This window comes from Nocardia cyriacigeorgica (assembly GCF_010858045.1).
GTDB lineage: Bacteria > Actinomycetota > Actinomycetes > Mycobacteriales > Mycobacteriaceae > Nocardia > Nocardia cyriacigeorgica_E.
In genome coordinates this window covers 1-17,756 of record NZ_JAAGVC010000065.1, presented here as the reverse complement: position 1 = coordinate 17,756, position 17,756 = coordinate 1, and the positions used below count along the sequence as shown (strand labels likewise).

General features: G+C 67.7%; 13 protein-coding genes and 1 pseudogene. 2 read left to right on the top strand and 12 right to left on the bottom strand.

The features are described 5' to 3' along the window. From GV790_RS27865 to GV790_RS27820, 10 genes and pseudogenes are all read right to left on the bottom strand, one after another. A pseudogene (locus tag GV790_RS27865) lies at positions 1-1,806 on the bottom strand (hypothetical protein); the annotation flags it as partial. Positions 1,807-1,905: 99 nt separating this feature from the next. Then, positions 1,906-3,951, bottom strand: coding sequence for a type VII secretion target (locus tag GV790_RS27860; protein ID WP_163817658.1), 2,046 nt, complete (start codon positions 3,949-3,951; stop codon positions 1,906-1,908). Positions 3,952-4,023: 72 nt separating this feature from the next. Beyond that, a complete protein-coding gene (locus GV790_RS27855) occupies positions 4,024-6,711 on the bottom strand; it encodes a hypothetical protein (protein WP_163817656.1) in 2,688 nt (895 codons plus the stop codon). 21 nt (positions 6,712-6,732) lie between these two features. After that, entirely contained in the window at positions 6,733-7,041 is a 309-nt protein-coding gene (locus tag GV790_RS27850; protein ID WP_163817654.1) for a hypothetical protein, read from the bottom strand. Positions 7,042-7,071: 30 nt separating this feature from the next. Further along, entirely contained in the window at positions 7,072-7,455 is a 384-nt protein-coding gene (locus GV790_RS27845; RefSeq protein WP_163817652.1) for a hypothetical protein, read from the bottom strand. Beyond that, on the bottom strand, positions 7,452-8,192 hold the full coding sequence (locus GV790_RS27840) for a hypothetical protein (protein ID WP_163817650.1): 741 nt from the start codon (positions 8,190-8,192) through the stop codon (positions 7,452-7,454). The genes GV790_RS27845 and GV790_RS27840 overlap by 4 nt, the downstream gene beginning before the upstream one ends. Beyond that, a complete protein-coding gene (locus GV790_RS27835; RefSeq protein ID WP_163817648.1) occupies positions 8,189-8,533 on the bottom strand; it encodes a hypothetical protein in 345 nt (114 codons plus the stop codon). The genes GV790_RS27840 and GV790_RS27835 overlap by 4 nt, the downstream gene beginning before the upstream one ends. Continuing rightward, positions 8,530-10,071 (bottom strand): PPE domain-containing protein, encoded by a 1,542-nt coding sequence (locus GV790_RS27830; protein WP_163817646.1) that lies wholly within the window; start codon positions 10,069-10,071, stop codon positions 8,530-8,532. Before GV790_RS27830 ends, GV790_RS27835 begins: the two co-directional genes overlap by 4 nt. Before the next feature lie 31 nt (positions 10,072-10,102). Beyond that, positions 10,103-11,755: a hypothetical protein gene (locus GV790_RS27825; protein ID WP_163817644.1), complete on the bottom strand. Its 1,653-nt coding sequence runs from the start codon at positions 11,753-11,755 to the stop codon at positions 10,103-10,105. A gap of 48 nt (positions 11,756-11,803) precedes the next feature. Beyond that, entirely contained in the window at positions 11,804-12,568 is a 765-nt protein-coding gene (locus GV790_RS27820; RefSeq protein ID WP_163817642.1) for a hypothetical protein, read from the bottom strand. Between the two features lie 990 nt (positions 12,569-13,558). Between GV790_RS27820 and GV790_RS31820 the strand changes: the two genes are divergently transcribed. Both GV790_RS31820 and GV790_RS27810 read left to right on the top strand, forming a co-directional pair. Beyond that, positions 13,559-14,488, top strand: coding sequence for a DUF4226 domain-containing protein (locus GV790_RS31820; RefSeq protein ID WP_163817640.1), 930 nt, complete (start codon positions 13,559-13,561; stop codon positions 14,486-14,488). 272 nt (positions 14,489-14,760) lie between these two features. Further along, a complete protein-coding gene (locus GV790_RS27810; protein WP_256673572.1) occupies positions 14,761-15,714 on the top strand; it encodes a transglycosylase SLT domain-containing protein in 954 nt (317 codons plus the stop codon). 15 nt (positions 15,715-15,729) lie between these two features. Here the strand turns inward: GV790_RS27810 and GV790_RS27805 are convergent, their stop codons facing one another. Both GV790_RS27805 and GV790_RS27800 read right to left on the bottom strand, forming a co-directional pair. Further along, positions 15,730-16,638, bottom strand: coding sequence for a hypothetical protein (locus GV790_RS27805; protein WP_163817638.1), 909 nt, complete (start codon positions 16,636-16,638; stop codon positions 15,730-15,732). Positions 16,639-16,672: 34 nt separating this feature from the next. Beyond that, positions 16,673-17,756: hypothetical protein (locus GV790_RS27800; RefSeq protein ID WP_218586480.1), on the bottom strand; the 1,084-nt coding region annotated here is incomplete at its 5' end.

Below are 17,756 nucleotides of genomic sequence, written 5' to 3'. Positions count from 1 at the left end.
TCCGGCAATACGGGTGACGGCGGCGGCAAGCGTAATGGCGGTGGGCAGCAGACGCCGCAGGGTCCAGGCCAGCAGCAGGGGCCCGCCCCCCTCACCACCGGAACCGCCGCCCGTTCCGTCGCCACCGCCGGCCCCGATCTTCTCGATATCGTTGGCGAGATCGTTGAAGAACTTGGCCAACTTCGGATCGGTTGTGCCCTGGCCGGTTCCGCCGCCGGGGTTGTCGGCGCCGACCGGAAGATCGTTGTAGGTGCCGCTCCAATCCTGGTTGGCGCCAGGGCCGGTTGGGGTGGGGCCGGGCCCCTGCTGCTGGCCTGGACCCTGCGGCGTCTGCTGCCCACCGCCATTACGCTTGCCGCCGCCGTCACCCGTATTGCCGGAAGAACCGTCTTTCTGCTTCCCGCCCGGGTCCTTGGGAGGCTTCTTCCCCTCGACGAAGTCTTTGACGCGTTCGATCCTCTTGGAGATGTCCAGCGAGGTGCTGCGCAGAGCATCCAGCAGCTTCTGCTCGAGCTCCTTGCTCAGCTCGAACGATGTGACGTTGCCGTCCTTGTCGTAGGTGCGCTGGACCTTGGTTTTCTTCTCCGCTTCCAGCTCTTCCAGGCTCTGGCCCCACGGTCGCGCGCTCGCATACATGGGCGAGCGCATCACTTGACCGAGGTCCTCCAACCTGCGGACGATGTCGCTCTTCGCGTCACTCACCTCGCTGGCGAGATCCTTGGTCAACACCTTGACGTCTTTGAGCCGCTTGTCGAGAGCCAGGTTGAGGCTTTCGATCTTCTCGTGATTGTCGCGGTAGATCTTCACCATTTCCGAGGTGAATTTCCCGCTCGGCAGCCCCGCGTTTTTCAGTTCCTCGAGCGGATCAGGCGCGGCGGATGGCTTACCGGCTCCGAGCTGGTCGACCTGGAGCTGCATGATCCGCCGCATCGTCGCGACGGTGTCATAGAAGAACTCGCTACCGCCCGGCGGCACCGGGAAGTCGACGGGGATGAAGTGTTTCTTCTGGTCGCCCATGTAGTAGGCGACACCCAGGACCTCTGTGTTGTCTTTGCCGCCGAGCGCGACGATCGTGCCATCGTCGTTGATCCGGTAGGCCTTGATCTTGTCGAGGATCGACTTGTCGAACTCGAATCCCTGCGACCACAGCGCCCGGCCTTTGTCACCCTTGGCGAGATGCTGGCCGCCGAGGATGTCGATGGAGTCGTTGTCGAACCGGGCACCGGTAACCGAGCTGGTGCCGTTGTCCGTGCCGGATTGCAGAGCTTTCTGGCCGAGCTCCTTGTCGACGAAAACCAGGTTGCCGTCCTGGAACCGCACGGCGTATCGACCGTTGTCCGAGACCAGTTCATCGTTCGGCCCGAGGGTATCGCCGACTTTGATGGTGTTGCTGCCGGTGGCGGCGTCGAGCTTGATGTCCTTGGTCGACGGTGCGTCGAATTCCGGTTCGACTGCCCCCTTGATGGGTGCGGTGCCGTCGAGCTTCTTCTCCTCCTCCTTCGGCGGCGGCGGGTCGTCTGACTTTCCGCCGGTGACGCCACCGCCGTCGCCCTCATCTTTTACTTTGACCGCAGCAGGGTACGAGCCGTTGGGGTTCTGGACATACGTCTCACCGCTGTCGGGCTTACCACCGGAACTCCCGCCACCGCCACCCGTGTCGGCAGGCTTGTCCTGCTCGGAGTTTTTCAACGTCTCGGCCAGGGGCGGCGGCCTGTCCTCCGGTCGAAGCAGGCCGCTTTCCTTGTACGCCTGATCGAGCCGGTATTGCTCCAGTGGATAGGTCTTCGGCTTGTCACCGTCGGCCATCAGGGTGTCCGATCGTGCATGGCGGCGTCATCGACGCTGCGATCCATGGCCACCGTTGGGATATCTCGGCTCCTGTCGAGCAGAGAGTCGCGCTGCCACTCAGGAGCCATCTTGTGCGCTCCTCGGCGTCGTCGGCGGTGGGGAGACCGCCGGGGGAACCGAAGCACCCGTGGGCGGGCCACCGACTCCGCTCGGCGGGGCGACCGAAGTTCCTGGCGCGGACACGGTTCCGGTCGTGGTGACAGGACGGTCCACGCGGCCGGTGTCGGCGGCGGACACCGCGGACGGCGCCTCCACGAACAGGGGGTGTTCGATGATCTGCTCGTGGGCGTATACGGCGTCGCGCAAGCCCTGGCGGGTCGGCTCGCCCTCGAGCAGCATCACCAGTTCGTTGCAGCGGCGTTCGAACACCATGTCCCGCAGGGAGGAATCCGAGCTGTCCACCCTGAGGTCGCCGATGCCGACGCGGCCGGGATCGACGCGACGCGAGAGCATGGAGGCCGCGAGCAGGTCGTCGGCATCGCGCAGGTCGTCCCACCACGGGGCCGGAACGGGTTGGCCGGCCTGAACCATCGCCAGGATGCGTTCGCGCACCGACCGCGCCTCAGCGGCTTCGACCGGCACCGGCCCGGCGCGACCGACCCGGACGTGTGCGTCGACCGCGAGCTCGATGCAGCGGCCGGGGACCTGCTCGTCGGTCAGCGCGGACACGTGCTCCAAGGCGCTCATCGTGCCGAACAGGCCGAGACGATCGGCGGTGTCCGGAGTGAATACGCGCAGATCCACTTCCTCGGCCGGGCGGACGTTGCCTTCGGTCGACACGTCGCGCAGTTGTGCGCGCAGGCCGGGGTCGATCGGCCCCGATGACACCAGCGCGGACAGCTTGGCGTTGGCCTTGGCGCCCCAGGCCAGGCCGAATTCGGCGAGCACCCGGGCCGGGTCGGTGACGCCTTCCCACGGTGAGCCTTCGCCGGAGTCGGTGCCGAGCAGCTCGTCCCAGATCCATGGCGACGACACCTCACGCGGCAGGAACAGCCCGGCGGGCATCCAGCCGCGGCCCTCGTTCGTGGTGATGAACACGCCGGCGCCGGCCGGTCCGCGCATCACCGATACCGCCCAGGTCAGGCCGATGACCGAGGAGTCGACCGCGGCGAGCACCGAACGCAGCAGCGTCCGCGCGATCACCAGATCTTCGTCGACCTCGTCGCCGACCACATGCGAGGGCTCGGCCGCCTTGTCCTTCGCGGCGGCCACGGCCGCGGCGAACGGGGTCGGCACCGGCGCCATCATCGGCGTGGCGTCGGAGCGGCCGCTCGTCTGCGACGGCGGGGCGGTGGCGGCCCGATCGTCCATCGGGCCGGCGACCGGCGCCATCGGCGCGACGCCCGGCATCCCGCTGGACGGCGGTGGCGTCGCGGTGGGCGCCGACGCTCCGGTGGGCTGGGCAGGCGCGGACGAACCGGTATTCGTCCCGGTGTCGGTGCCCGCTGCCGCCGCCGCGGTGGGAACCTGCGGGGTCACACCGGAAGCGGCAGCGGGTTGCTGCGCAGCGGTTTCCGACGCACCGGGGGCGCCGATGCCGGGTGTGACCGGTGGCGGCGTGGTGACGTTCGGCGCCGGCTGGTCGGCTGTCGGGCCGGAGGGATCGGTCTGATCCGGCGCGGTACCGCCCGGGAGCACCGGATCGGGGGCCGGGCGGTCCGGAGCCGAACTGTCCGGTGGTGTGGTGCCCGTGCCGGGGCCGCCCGTCGACGGAGCGTCGGGTGTCTGTCCGACGGGCGTCGGCGCCGGAACCGGCTGAGTGCCCGCACCCCCTCCGGTCGGAGTATCGAGACCCTGGCCGCCGCCGCGCACGGCCTGCGCGCCCTGCTGATCGGACCACTCGTAGTCGTTGGCGGACTTGATGAGATAGTCCGCGGTCCTGTCGTGATCGTCGGCCAGGGCATTGCCTGCCTTCTGCCGTTCGTTGTAGTACTCGACCAGCGCTTCGTAGACGGGATCAGCGATCGCCCCGTAGGTCCGTGGGAAGTCGTTGAGCCAATCCAGGGGAGGCTTCGCCCATTCCCGGGTGTCTCGGGCGACGCGCCGGTGCTGTTCAGCCAGCTGCCGCAACACCGCGGGGTCGAGACTCAGACCTTCCGGCACGCCTGATCACTCCTTCCACACCACTGACCCGTCCATTTTCGGCGCTTCCCGCCATTGGGAATCCGCGCCTGGTCAGCGGACGGTCGGCGCGGAGACCGCCGATGGCCGGTTCGCACCGGGCCGGGGCGCGGCGGGTTCGGCCAGCGCGGGATGCCCGGTCACCTGAGCGTGCGCGTACATCGCGTCGCGGAGCAACTGCCGGGTCGGCTCGCCGGCCAGCAGCAGCACGAGCTCATCGCAGCGGCGCTCGAACACCATGGCCCGCAACGCCGCACCCTCGGTGCCGGTGTGCTCGGCGCGCAACTCGCCAAGCGTCACCCGTGACGCGTCGAACCGCCGTGACACCATCGACGCGGCGAGCAGATCGTCCAGATCGCGCAGCTCGTCGAACCACTGCTCGGGCACCTCGCGGTCTTGCCGAATCGCGCGGAGTACGCGTTCGCGCTGGGTGGGCGCACCGAGGGCGTGCGCGTTCTCGCCGAGCGCCCGCGTGACTCGCTGATGGGCGTCGACAGCCAGATCGACGCAGCGGGCGAGGATTTCGTCGTCGGGTACCGCCGCGACCCTGGCCAGCATGCGTGGGGAGGCCGTCAGTTCGAGCCGGTCGACCAGCTTGCCGGTGCGCGCGCTGAGATCCATCTCGGGTGAGGCAGGCACCTCGCCGATCGTCGCCACCTCGCCCAGTTGGGCGGCGAGCACGGCGTGGATCGGAAGCGAGGAGGCCAGAGCCGTCAGCCGAGCACCGGATTTGCGTCCCCACGCCACGCCGAACTCGGCCAGCACCCGCGCCGGATCCGACAGGCCCTCCCAGGCCGAGCCATCGGAGACCGACCACATCCACGGCGTCGACAGTTCCGGCGGCACGAACACTCCGGTGGGCAACCAGCCTCTGCCCTCGTTGGTGGTGAGGAACGCACTCACCCCGCCGGAATGGCGCATGACCGCGACCGCCGTGGCATGCCCGACGACAGGGGGTGCGGCGGCGAGCACACCGGCCAGCAGCGTGCGGGCGAGGACCAGATCGCCGTCGACCTTGTCGCCGAGGACGAATGACGGTCCTGCTGCCGCCGCCATGGCCGCGCCGACGACATTGCGCACCATGTCGCCGGAATCGTCCGGGTCCGCGGGTTGCTCGTGTGGTGGCATCCCGGGCCGGGGAGCCGGCTGGCTGTTGGACGCGACTGCCGGCCCGGTCGGCGCCGGGGCGCCCGCAGCAGGTTGCGGCCCGACGACGGGAGCCTTCGCCGGCGCCACCGGCGGCGCGGGTGGCGCAGCCGGCGACGATGGCTGCGCCGCCGCGCTCGATGGAACGGCGGTTTTGCCGGTCACCGGCGGTGGCGGAGCAGCGGGCGCTGCGGCCGTGACCGCCGACGGTGGCGGGCCGGCCGGCAAGATCGGAGGCGGCATCGCACCCATGGCGGCCGCGGCGGCCTGGTCCGGCCCTGGATCGCTGTCCGCCGCGAAGTCCGCCCCCGGGTTCTTCTGCCCAGCGGCGCGAATAGCGGCATCGGCCACGGGGTCGGCCGGATCCGCGCCCGGGTCCGTCTCGGAGCCGGATGATTTCGCGCGAGTGGACTCACCATCGGAACGCTGCTCGTCCGAACCGGCACGATAGGCACTCGCGCCGGCCAGGCGATCCGAGGCGTCGCCGGAGGGTCGATCGCCCGGGCTGCTCGACCGATCGATGCCGGGATCGGAACCCGCCGCGCCCCTGGCCGTATCGGGGATGACCGCGCCCCACGGTGTCGGCACCTGACCAGCGGAACCACGACCCACCGGGCCGGAATGGACCGGGCCGCCCGCAGGATCGGATACGGGGACGCTGCCGCCGGTCGAATCGCCCTCGCCCCGGGGCGTGCGGTCGATCGCCGCGCCCTGCCCGGTCGACTCGCCCTGGCCGACCGACTCGCCCTGCCCCGCCGGCTCGACGGGCCCAGCCGCAGGCCCCGGTCCGGTGACGATATCGGCCGGCCCCCTGGCCTCCGGCGATTGCCCGATCACATCGGGCGTCTCATGCACCGGAGGTGGAAGCGTGTGCGGTCCAACTGGATTCGGCAGCGGCGTGGGAACAGGCCCGCCGCGAGGATTCGGCGCAGCGGGCGCCGTGGGCGGTTGCCGAAACCGGTCGTGCACCGGCTCCGTCGGAGCACGACCCGATGGTGGATCAGGCGCTCCCGAACGGCGCTGCGTCCACGGACCGGGCTGCCTCAGCAGTTCCGCGATTCTGGCGAGCGCGGGTACACCGGACGGGCTCAGCGTGGCCAGCGCCGCGGCGACCACATCGCGCACGTCATCGCGCGCGGTCGCGAGGATGGCGGCAATCGTCGCTTCGGCCTCTTCCGGCGTGGGCCGGTTCGCCTCGCCGTCGGTACTTTCGGCACTGTCATCGCCTTGGGCCCTGCGGCGCACTGCCGTGATCCGAGCCGTGGCGTCGTCGACGATGTCGAGAATCCGGTTGCGGGTCCGATAGACCAGGTCACCGAACCCGCGGAAGACCTCGCTCGCGGCCAGCAGCGCGTCGGCGAAGGCCTGCGGCATCCCCTGCTGCGCCAGCATTTCGTCCTTGATGGGTTGCAGGCGTTCACTGGCCCGCACCGCTTGATCGAAGGCCAGCCGCGCCTGAGGTGCGTCACCGGTGTTCAGCGCGGAGGCCGCGGCCCGCGCCCGGGTCTCCAGCGCATTCCAGTGCGCCGGAGAGACCTCGGGCCAATCGTCGCCGACGATGGCGTCCCAGTAGGGGCTCGTACGCTCCGGCTCCATGGCGTTCGGCTGTTCCGGCGATCAGACCGGGCGGTGTCCGCGCACCGCGGCCGCGCCGAGGATGTCGGCGATGTCGTGGGCATTGGCGCCGTCGACCGCTTCCCGGAGTGCGATATCGGCGCGCCCGAGGCAGCTACGCACAGCATTGCCGAAAGTTTCGGTGATCCAGTCGAGTTCGCCGACCAGCGCATGGTCCAGCGACGACGACGGGCGGCACGTGAGCGTGAAATCGCCAACCGCCGCGCCCACCTGGCCGGCCCCGGAAGTCATGGCATACACATAGGCCTGCACCGGGCGCAGAACTTCGGGCGTGCTGTCGCGGTCCAACATGTCAGGGTCCTGTCTCGGATCCGGCCGGTATCAGGGCGTGCGGCCCAGCTCGGCGTTCTCCATGGCTCGGTAGGCGGCCTCGGTCGGCAGATCGAAGGCGTCGACGGTGTAGGGGCGGGCGCCGTTGTATTCCATCTCGGCGCGCAAGCCCACCCTGGATTTCAGATGGGCCAGCCGCGCGATCCGCAGGATCTCGGCCGACAGCCAGGCATCGCCGTTCTCCCTGGCTTCGTCGGTCAGGTGCAGACCGACCACCTCACCGTCACGGTTGCAGGCGACGCCGACGCTGTGATCGAGGTTGACCACTTCGTAGATCATGCTCTGCCAGTCCGGGGCGGCGGGGGCGTCACCGTGATAGCCGTCCTCGTCGAAATCGTCGAAATCGACCGGCTCGGTGGCATTCGGATGCGTCATCGGTTCATCTCCGGGGGTCGTTCGGTGGCGTCGGCAGCCGCCACCGCGGTGGGTCTGGGGGCCGGGCCCGGCGCGTCCGAGGTTCCGGAGAGTCCGGCTACCAGGCCCGACCACATCGTGTCGTCGATGGTCATCACGAATCTCAGCGGCCAGAACCGCGCACCGAGGTACACCTCTCCGGTGCCGTCCGGCGCCACCTCGATGCGGTCGACGCCGTCGTCGGCCGCGTCGAGGACGAGGGTGGTGACGGGCGGGCGTTTGTCGTCGACGTGAATGATCGACGCTCCCCCACCGGGGAAAAATCCGCGGCGACACCTCGGGCTGTCGCCGACCGTCACCGCCTCACTGTTGGTGGTGATGGTGACTTCGGGATCGAGCAGCAACTGCATCACCCACGAACGCGCCACGGCCACCGCATGATCGGCGCTGATCGCGACCTGGAGGAACGCGGCCAGATCGATGACGAGAATCGCGTCCCCCATGGTGATTCCGGCCACCACCAACCGCCGGGCGGACTCCACCGGCGGGGGCAGCTCGTCGGCGGACAACGTCAGCAGTTGGGCGCCGGCACCGGTATTCGTGACCGGATATGCGGTCACCGCGCCGGTGGCGACGTCCACCGTGAAGGCGCCGAACGGAGCGGCCGCATTGGCCGCCGTGCCCGCCAGCCTGCTCAGCCCTTCCTCGTGCAGCCAGCGGATCGCCTCGCCAGGACTGACCGTATCGGCCTGCGTCATGACGACGCCCCGGACGCACCGGCGGTCGCTTCCGGCTCGGCTGACTCGAGGGGGCCGTCCATGACCAAGCGATACTGGCGTCCGGCGTCGGCGGCGCTGTCGCGGATCGCGGCCATGATCTCGTCGACCAGCTCCGGGCTGGTGAATCGGTCCACCGTGCCGGGTGCGAGATACAGGCCGGTCAACCTGCCCATCGCGTCGACCTCGGGAATGACCGCACCGCTCGGCGAGGGACGCCGCGCCCGGATCGCATCGATCTTCTCCCGCATATCGGCGATGCGGTGACGCAGGTCGCGCGCCATATCGAGGGCGGCCTGCACATCGGGATGGATCTTGGTCATGCAGAACCTCCGGAGTGACTCGAATGCTGGTTGCCTCCAGCCGAATTCGGTGTCGGCGGGGTGACGCTGGGTGCGATGGTCGGACGTTCGCCGATCACCATCTCGGTGTGCGGCGTGTCGTCGACGTACATGAGGCGATCGGGGTGCCAGGCGACGACCCGGTTGCGATCCTCACCACCGCCGCCGGGCCCACCGGCCCCTGGAGCCATCGGCATGTACGGCATCATCGGCATGCCCGCACCCCGCATCGCGCTGCCCGACCCGCCGGACGACGACGCGGACAGCGGTTCGATCACCGGCGCGCGCGGCAACCCCTGCGTCAGACCCGCGGGCACCGAAGCCGACGTGGTCAGGGGTGTGGGTGCGGCGACGGCGGCCGCGTCGAAATCGCCGACGGAACCGCCGAAGCCTCCGCCGCCACCTCCACCGCCGCCGAAGCCTCCGTAGCCACCGGGGGAACCGAAGCCGTAGCTGTCGTCGTACAGTTCGTCGCCCAGGGCATAGTCGTCGAGGTATTCCTGCGACGACTGGTCCAGCGGCAGGCCGCCCATGCTCGACATCGCGTTCATCATGGCGGGCAGCAGATTGGCGAGCATGCTTGGGTCCATGGCCTGCTCACCCGAGCCCTGTTCGCCGCCGCCCTGGCCGCCCGAGCCCTGACCGCCTGCGGCCTGACCCGCGGCGGATTCCGCGGCAGCGGCTTCACCCGGAAGCGGCGTGTTGGTGGCAGCGCTGTATCCGGTGACCGTTTCCGCCGAGCGGGCGTTCTGCTCCTCGAATTTCGCCAGCGCCAGGGCAGTGCGCGCCTCGTTCTTGGAGCGCATGGCGGCGAGCAGTTCCTTGCGGGCGGTGATGATCTCCTCCGGCGTCGGATGCGTCGACTTCGCGATCCGGAACGCCTCGCTGTAGGAGTCGATCGAATCGGCGAGCAACCGCATTCCGGTGACCAGATGGCCGAGCCAGCCGCCGTACCGGGTGAGATTGCCGGCGACCTTCTCCCCGACCGGCGTCCACTGCGCCATGGCGGCGGCCGAATCGGCTACGGCCTGGTTCGCGATCGGGGAGATGTCACGGGCGAATCCTCGTACTTTCTCGGCGAATTCCTTCGCCGGCCCCGGCCCCGGGCCCGCCTGCAACTGCTTCGCGAAGGTCAGCGGGTCGATGGCCGCACTGCTCGGCGCCGAGTACACGGGTGGCTTGCGATGCGGCATCGGAACCGGTTCGGCGATCGGGTTCGCGATGATCTCCCCGCCGCGGCCGCCGATCGCGCGGGCCCCCGCATCGTCCTGAGTGCTATAGGCCTGGGCGGATTTCCCGATCTTGTATGCGTCCATCGCGACCGCGTTGAGCACATCGATCATGCCGTTCACGACAGCGGCAGTCTGAGCATTCAACTGCGGCACCTTCGCACCGGAGATCGGGTCGGCGCCCGCGGGCACCACCCAGCCGCTGGGCAGCGCCAGTCCGGTGTCACGTGCGGCGTCGGTCAAGCCCGACGCCGCCTTCACCAATGCGCTCAGATCGACATCGAGAGCCATAATCGTCTCCCCTCAGACCAACCTGCACCCATTACGCCACCACCGTCGGCTGCTGATCCGCCGTGGCGGGCGCGGGCGCCGCCGCACCGGCGTCGGTGGGCGGCACCGCATCGATCCCATTCGGATGGAAGAAGCCGTTGAACGCCCCGTACGGCCCGTCCTCCTTCATGATGTCGCCGGTCACCGCCTGGAGTTCGCCGTTGGCGACGATCTCCAGCGTGCCCTCCGCACCGCCCGCCGCCGGGCTCGCACCGTCGGCCGCGGGCGCAGCTCCCGCACCGCCCTCGTTCTTCCAGACGACAGCGATCGCGGTGCCGTCCTTCCAGCTCGCCACATCGCCGGTGATCAACTGGCTCGGATCGATCCGCATTCCGATCGTCTTGTCGTCGTTCCACTTCGCCGGCGTATTCGCGTACGCGGCCTTGGCATCGATGCCCTTCTTGTTGGCGACGGCGGCTCCCAGCGCGCTGTGCACCACCGGCGATACCCACAGTGTGGGCCGCCCGGGGAAGTCGAACGGCACCAACCCCTTCTCGTTCGGCACCGGTCCAGCGGCCTGACCGGGGGGCGGCGGCGTACCCGCCCCGGGAGCAGCCGTGGCACCCGAGTTCGCGTTCACCGGCTGCCCATTCGCGGTACCGGGTGCCCCCTGACCCTGCTGCGCCACCGCGGGCTGCGCCGCGGGCTTCGGCTGTACCACGTCACGCGGCTTGTCCCGCCTATCCTCGAGCTCCTCACGCCGCCGCGCCAGATCCCGATCCAACTCGTTACGCCGCGCCAACTGATCGTTCATCCCGGGCAACCCCATGCCCATACCCGGCATCATGCCCATGCCAGGGAATCCCATTCCGGGCATGCCCATACCAGGCATCCCGCCAAGGCCTGGCGAGGTCGGCGAGGAGATCGGCGGATTCACCCGCGGCGGAGTGGAAATCGGCGGAGTCGTCGTCGGCGGCTTGATATCCGAGGTCGGCGGCTTGATATCCGACGTCGGCGGTTTCGTCGTCCCCGGCGGGGTGGTGGTGCCCGGCGGTGTGATCGTGCCGGGGCGTGTCGGGTCGGGAGTGGTACCGGGTTGCTTGGGACCCTTGTCGTTGAGCCAGGGTGGGGGGTTTTGTCCCGGGCCCGTGGTGCCAGGACCGGTAATGCCCGGCCCGGTCTGGTTCGGTCCGGTGGCACTCGGGCCGGTTGGGCCGCCCTGGTACTTCGACAGCGCATCTTGGAGCGCCTTCGCTTGAGCCTGCCGATCGGCCTCGGCTTTCGCGAAGAATTCCTTCATGTCGTTCTGATAATCCTGGCGCATATCGTCGCCGAGGCCACCGGTCTCCTTCTGCGCGATCTCCCGGACCCCGTCCACCGCCATGAACGCGTCCTCGACTATTCCAAGGAAGGACACGTCATCGAAATTTTGCTGCGCGATGAGGTTGATCTCATCCATCAACGCGGCGATGTTCTCCCGCCCGGTCTTTGTCGACTCCTTTGTCTTGGAGACCTTGTCCGCAACCTTCTGCTGCACCTCCTCGTACGCACCGGCGGTGATCCGCAGCATTCTCGCCGCATCCATGTAGCCGGGCTGGTTCGCCTTGTCACTGACCGCGGCCTCCAGCTTCGGCAACGTCGGCAGCTCCATATCGGCCGGCTCACCCTCGCCGAACAGGCGATACGTGATATCGAGGTATTCCACAAACGAAGGTTGCGTCACGACATCAATGCCCTAACTACCCGATACCCATCAGGACGGCGCGGAGGACGCGGCGGCCGTCTTTCCGCCCCAGATATCCTTCATTCCCTTCGATAATCCGGCAGGTTGCCACAGCACCCCCTGCGGTTCAGCTGGATTCACGATATTGGGGCCCTTGTTCTCCTGGAGAACAAAGGGAGTTCCCGGCTTTCCGGCAGATTGAACGTGGGCACCGACCCATTCCCCGGTCCCGGTATTAGCGGTCTGCTTGTCGGCCTGGTTCTGGCCCGCAGATCCGGAACCTCCACGCGGAGGGAACATCGAACTGGCGGCAGAGTAGCCGAGCCCCGAACCTCCACCTCTGGCCAGGTGGGCGCCCCACCTTTCCTTGCTCGAGGTGATGACGTTGCCGAAGCGATTCTCACCTGGATTGAAGGCGTTTCGCCACGAATCGGGCCTGGACTTCGTGACGGCTGCGGCGCGCTCCGACCGTATCAGGTTTCGTCTTGCCCCGCCCGTTACACCGCTATTGTTCTTGGCATTCTTCACGGCGGTGGCCACTCGCTTTGTGCCCTTCTTACTCAGGCCACTCAAGAACACTCGTTTGCCGACCTGGCCACCGACGCCGCCGCCGATCATCGACGCAGCTCCGATGAGAATCCCTTCCTTCCGGAAGCCGCCGTTTTCGATCGCGTCCCCGAAGTAGCCACCCAGCCCGGCACCGATCGCGGTCCCGACCCCGGGCAGCACAACACTTCCGATTGCCCCGCCGACTATCGGCAGCGCTGTCCCGAGAACGCTTCCCCAAAATCCCATCAGAGGCCTCCACCATCAGTCGGTAGCCGAAGCGCTCGCCTACACCGGCCATGACGAGACGACCACTCATCCACCAGGGCCCGGGCAGCCAGGGACTCCAGCTCTCCACCGCGGCAATCAGTCATGTGCCAGACACCCTTCCGACCCACCCATTGTCAAAGATCCCCAACACTGGGAACCCACGCCGCGAGCCAGCGGGTGAGGATGAAGGGAGCGCTCGCCACCGACGGGCGCTACACCGTTCGGCAATGGATGCCACGTCGCTGATCAGGAGGACAGCCAGATGAGCCTCCGGCCCCGGGTGACCTCAGCGGACCGGCATCGCCACTCGAGTATTCGAATTCGCGCCGGAGTCGGTTCATGACGAGCGCAGAGATCTGGCAACCTGCTGAAACGCTGTTCGTAGACGACGAGCGGATTGCCGATGGCTCGGCTACCACGAGCCCCTGGTCGCCCCCATCGCGACGGCCACGCGGCGGTGTGGCCATGCAACCGGCGTCGACCGTCCCGAATGGAACTCCCGCTACCTCTGCGATACCTCCCGACACCGCCGCATCCAGCCGGACTGCAGCAGCCATCTCCGTACCACGCGATAGTTCAGGCGGTCCGGGTGTCCCGCCCACCGGACCAAGCTTCTCGCCGGTTGCAGGCACACTCGCGGGGCCTGGTACATCAAACGCCTCGGCCGTCGATGCTGCGCAGGTCTCGACGCCCGGGGCCTCGAGAGGGCCGGCCGGGAATACCGAGTCCGCCTCGGTCTCGAATACCGACACAATCGCGTCGTTGGCGGAAACCGCCCAGTCCGCGGGCATGAGCGTACTACCGATGATCGCTTCGGCGCTTTCAGGGCTCGGCGGCGAGAGGAGCGATAGCTCGCCCCAGCCGTCAGCGGTGGCACCGACTCGGGGCACTGCGTCCCCATCAGATGAGACATCGGCAGATTCCCGCGCAACGCCGGTTGCTTCCAATCCCGGACGCGATGCTGAGAGCGTGGCCGATGCGGTGGCAGTCGGTACCACCGCCGGCCTATCTCCTGCGGCGCAACGCGCCATCAAGGCGCTGAGGCTGCTGGCAGCCGCATACGGCGATGCCAATCCCACCAATCCTGAAGTCATCGAGCTGCGCGAGATGCTCGGCCTCACTCCGGGTAGCGGCGGCGCGGTAACCGGTAGCCGTGCGCGACAGCTGTTCCAGCGCACTGCGGCGACCGCATTCAGTAATCTCGACAATCAGCTGGCCCAGTATGTCTCGGGTTTGGCAGGCAACCACAAGGTCGACCGGAAGAAGCTCACTCAGCTCATTCGGGAAGTGAATGTCGCGCTGGCCGAACTGGGGCCGCATGCCTATACCCGGGAAGGTCAGGCGCACGTCAACCAGATCCTCACCGCCGCATTGCAGAAGGCGCACACGATCGTCTCGTCCGGGCAATCGGCTACGAAGGACATGGCCACTCACATTCAGCGGCTGACCAGCCAATATCTCTGGGATATCAACGGACGGCAGCCTCCGACCGCAAGCTATAGCGGTAGCGTCGGATACAGCAGCGGCAACGTCGGAGTCGGCGGTTCGATCGGCCAGTGGATCCAGCAGGCCATGGATATCCTGCGCCGATCCGGCACGGATATGACCAAGGTCGATCCCGCGGCGATCGCCATCATGGCCGAGCACGAGTCCAGCAACAATCCACAGGCGATCAACCTGTGGGACGACAACGCCAGACGAGGGAATCCCTCGAAGGGCTTGCTCCAGACCATTGATCCGACCTTCCGGCAGTACGCACTTCCCGGCTACAACGACATCTGGAATCCGGTCCACAACATCATCGCCGGCGTGCGCTACGCACTCGACCGATACGGCTCGTTGGGCAACGTGCCCGGGGTGAAGGCGGTACGCGCCGGCGGCGCACACGTGGGGTACTGACCGTGGCTGTGCCCACTGTCGATACCGGCCCCGTCGACCCGGCACCCGGGCGCAGAGAACGACGGCAACGCGCCGGCAACAAGGGCCCAGCACAGCCTCGCCCGCCCACAGGCTCCTCCGTGCCCGGGGCGGGAGCTGCGGCGACGGCCGCCAAGCCGGGCGCACAATCAGGTGGCACGCCTACTCCGACATCGCCTGCCACCGCGCCGGGAGTGGTACCACCGGTCGGCGACGCGCGGACCGGCGGTGTCTCCGCGGCGGCCGGTGCGGATTTGGGCGCTCTGCCCGCCGCGCTCGTCGGGATGGCCGCGCCTGCGATGGCAGCGCTTGCCGCCATCGCAGGACGCTATGGCGATGGCTCGCCCTCAGCGGTCACCGGGCAGGGCTACGCACCGCCTGTCGTCAGTACTGGCGCGCCGACCGGCCCCTTACGTTTGGGCGGGGAGATGGGCGCCCAATACGGTCTCCACGAGGGCAATACGTCTCGTCGCGTCGAGGCCCTCGGCAACTTGAACGTCGAGCTCGAGCGGATCCTCGGCGATGCGGCGAATTCCACCGCCCACGGCAGGGCGGCGATGAGCACACTCATCGCCGAAGTCAACACGGCGCTCACCGCCTTGGGGCCGGTGGCGGACACGCCCGAGGGCCAGCAGATGGTGATCGCCACGCTCGGCAGGGCGCTACAGCGCGCCGGGACCGTGCTGGGCCAGGGGCAGACCAACGCCGCGGTGTCGGCGGATCGGGTAGCCGCGCTCGCGGGTCGATATGTCCGGGAATCGCGGCCCCAGGCACCTGCACCTCGCAGGCGGCGCCGAACCCGGCCGGGCCGCGGCGGCGCTGGTACGGGCCCACCTCGGACAATGCCGACCGGGCAGCAGAGTCAATGGATCGATCAGGCCATGCGTGTACTGGCCGAGAACGGCTACGACACAAGCCAGATCGACCGCTCGGCGATTGCGGCGATCATCCAGCACGAGTCCAGCGGCAACCCGCACGCGATCAACCTGTGGGACAGCAACGCGGCCGCAGGTATCCCGTCGAAGGGACTGATGCAGACCATCGACCCGACGTTCAACGCCTATTCGCTGCCGGGGCACCGCGATATCTGGAACCCGGTGGACAACATTATCGCCGGGGTTCGATACTCCATCGATCGGTACGGCTCGGTGAGCAATGTGCCAGGGATTGCCAGCATGCGCGAGGGCGGCGCGTACATGGGCTATTGAGACACCGCACGTAGGTCAGTTCGCCGCTCCGGCGAGTACCCGTTTCGCGCGTGCGTCGCTGTCGGAGGGAACATCCAGCAGCATGAACTCGCCAGTGGCCGGATCGACGGCAACGACCCGCATCAATCCTGCTACGAACTCGCCCGTGTCCGCATCGGTCGCAGTGACACGGGTATGTTCCACCGCGATCCCCGCCCGGGTAGGCGCGTTATCACGATAATCCCAGAAGACCAGATCTCCTGGCGAGACGGCGCCGAGTCGCACGCGCTGACCACACAGCGCCTGCCCTGCGACTGTACTGGGTAGGTACACGGCCGTCTGCTGATCGGCAGTCTGGGCGCAGGAGCCGGTCGGCGTCGTATACCCGGATGGCGCACTTGGGGAGGCCGAACCCGTCGAGCCGGAGGCGGTCCCGTCGGCCGGCGCACTACAACGGCCGGTGGGCACTGCGGCCGAAGCGGCGTAGACCAGGTCCCGAATCACTTCTCCCTGCGCCACGTCGGATCCTCCTGCCCGACGACCAACCTGCGCATATGCCAGTTCACGAGCGCAATCGACCGCGAAACCCGTGTTGGCGTTGCGCAGTGCCGGGGTTTGCAGCGGAGGTGCCCCAGAAGCTATCGCCGACATGCAGGCGCGGTGATAGTCCGAGATCTCCGTCTCGCCCGGCGCGACGGTCATCGACACGAGAGGATTTGTCGAGGGCACATCGGACGGCTCCCACTCCTCGTCGGAATCGCATGGGGTGGAACCGGCAGTCGTAGTGGTGGTAGCCGACGGGTCCGGCCCGATCGCACTGTCGCATTGACAGTTGAAGAACTGCTCGCCGGACGAATTACTGACCCCGCTGAATGCCGCGACCACGATGAACAAGCACCCGATGACCGCGGCCACCGCACTCGCCGCCAATACCTGCACGTTCATGGATTGTTTCGACCACCCTCACCCGTTATGGCATCTACCGCGGCGGCGCCAAATCCGCACCCGACGCGCCTTCGCCCTGGGTGTGACGTTCGAAGACGCGGGCGTCGCTGATATGGTCCCTGAGGTTGCGGACCTTGGGATGAACCACACGGGAGTTGGCGCCGCCGACAGTGGTAATCCGGTGTGCCGCCTGGATTTCATCGAGCGGAGTCCGCAGGAGCTCATCGACCCCGCCGAGAATATTCATCGCATGGCCGTTGGCTATCCAGTTCAATGTTCGCTCGGCACCACGGCTTTCTGCTTTTGTTTGCGTAGTGATCACTGCACCATCGGCATCAACACGATCGGCCTTGAGCTGCAACTCCTTGACCTTGGCCAGCGAGGGGTTGGCGAGATATTGCCTGGCGTCATCCAACTGCGAATCTGTCAGCGAGACACCACCGATTCGCTGAGTGCGGAGGTCTACCGCAGCCATCTCCAATGCGTACAGGTTGGCTTCGGTCGGATTGCTCTCGAAGGCCCGGTGAAGGGCCTCGACAGCAGCCAGAGGTTTGAACTTCGCCGGTTCTTCGGCTGTTTTACTCTGCCCGTAGTTATGAGCGTCGATGGCATCGAGCATGATCCGCCTATCGGTGAATCCGGCCATGGTGAGCGCACCGAGTAGGTCGCCGTCCATGGCGCCCCTGTTGGCTGCCCGTCGCACGGCGAGCGCGGCACCGCGGGCGGTATCGATCCCACTGGGAATATTGATATCCGCTGGCGTCGCGAGCGTTTCGGTCGCATTGAAACCTCGGATCCGAGAAATTTCGTGCTCCTCGACCGCGTCCCTTGCCCCCTCGGCGAACTGAAGTCGGTTCATATAGCTGGCCGGGAACGCCTCCATCATATGCGGCCGAGAATACCCGTACCCGGTAACCCTTCGCTGACGCTCGGCCATTCTCGCCCGTGGATTCAACGGATTGACCGCTCCCAAAAGCCACGCGGACGCAGGTGAATTGTTGAGGGTCGACAAAACGCCCATCCCGGCGAGCAGCGTTGCACCCGCACCCATCGAGTTGGTGACCCCGGCGGCCCCCATTCCGGTGAATGCGGGACTCGCCATCGTCATCGGTGTGATC

Bases quoted from the DNA above. Each gene is read 5' to 3' on its own strand.
- GV790_RS27855 (WP_163817656.1), bottom strand. From the start codon at position 6,711: ATGGAGCCGGAGCGTACGAGCCCCTACTGGGACGCCATCGTCGGCGAC.
- GV790_RS27850 (WP_163817654.1), bottom strand. From the start codon at position 7,041: ATGTTGGACCGCGACAGCACGCCCGAAGTTCTGCGCCCGGTGCAGGCC.
- GV790_RS27845 (WP_163817652.1), bottom strand. From the start codon at position 7,455: ATGACGCATCCGAATGCCACCGAGCCGGTCGATTTCGACGATTTCGAC.
- GV790_RS27840 (WP_163817650.1), bottom strand. From the start codon at position 8,192: ATGACGCAGGCCGATACGGTCAGTCCTGGCGAGGCGATCCGCTGGCTG.
- GV790_RS27835 (WP_163817648.1), bottom strand. From the start codon at position 8,533: ATGACCAAGATCCATCCCGATGTGCAGGCCGCCCTCGATATGGCGCGC.
- GV790_RS27830 (WP_163817646.1), bottom strand. From the start codon at position 10,071: ATGGCTCTCGATGTCGATCTGAGCGCATTGGTGAAGGCGGCGTCGGGC.
- GV790_RS27820 (WP_163817642.1), bottom strand. From the start codon at position 12,568: ATGGGATTTTGGGGAAGCGTTCTCGGGACAGCGCTGCCGATAGTCGGC.
- GV790_RS27805 (WP_163817638.1), bottom strand. From the start codon at position 16,638: ATGAACGTGCAGGTATTGGCGGCGAGTGCGGTGGCCGCGGTCATCGGG.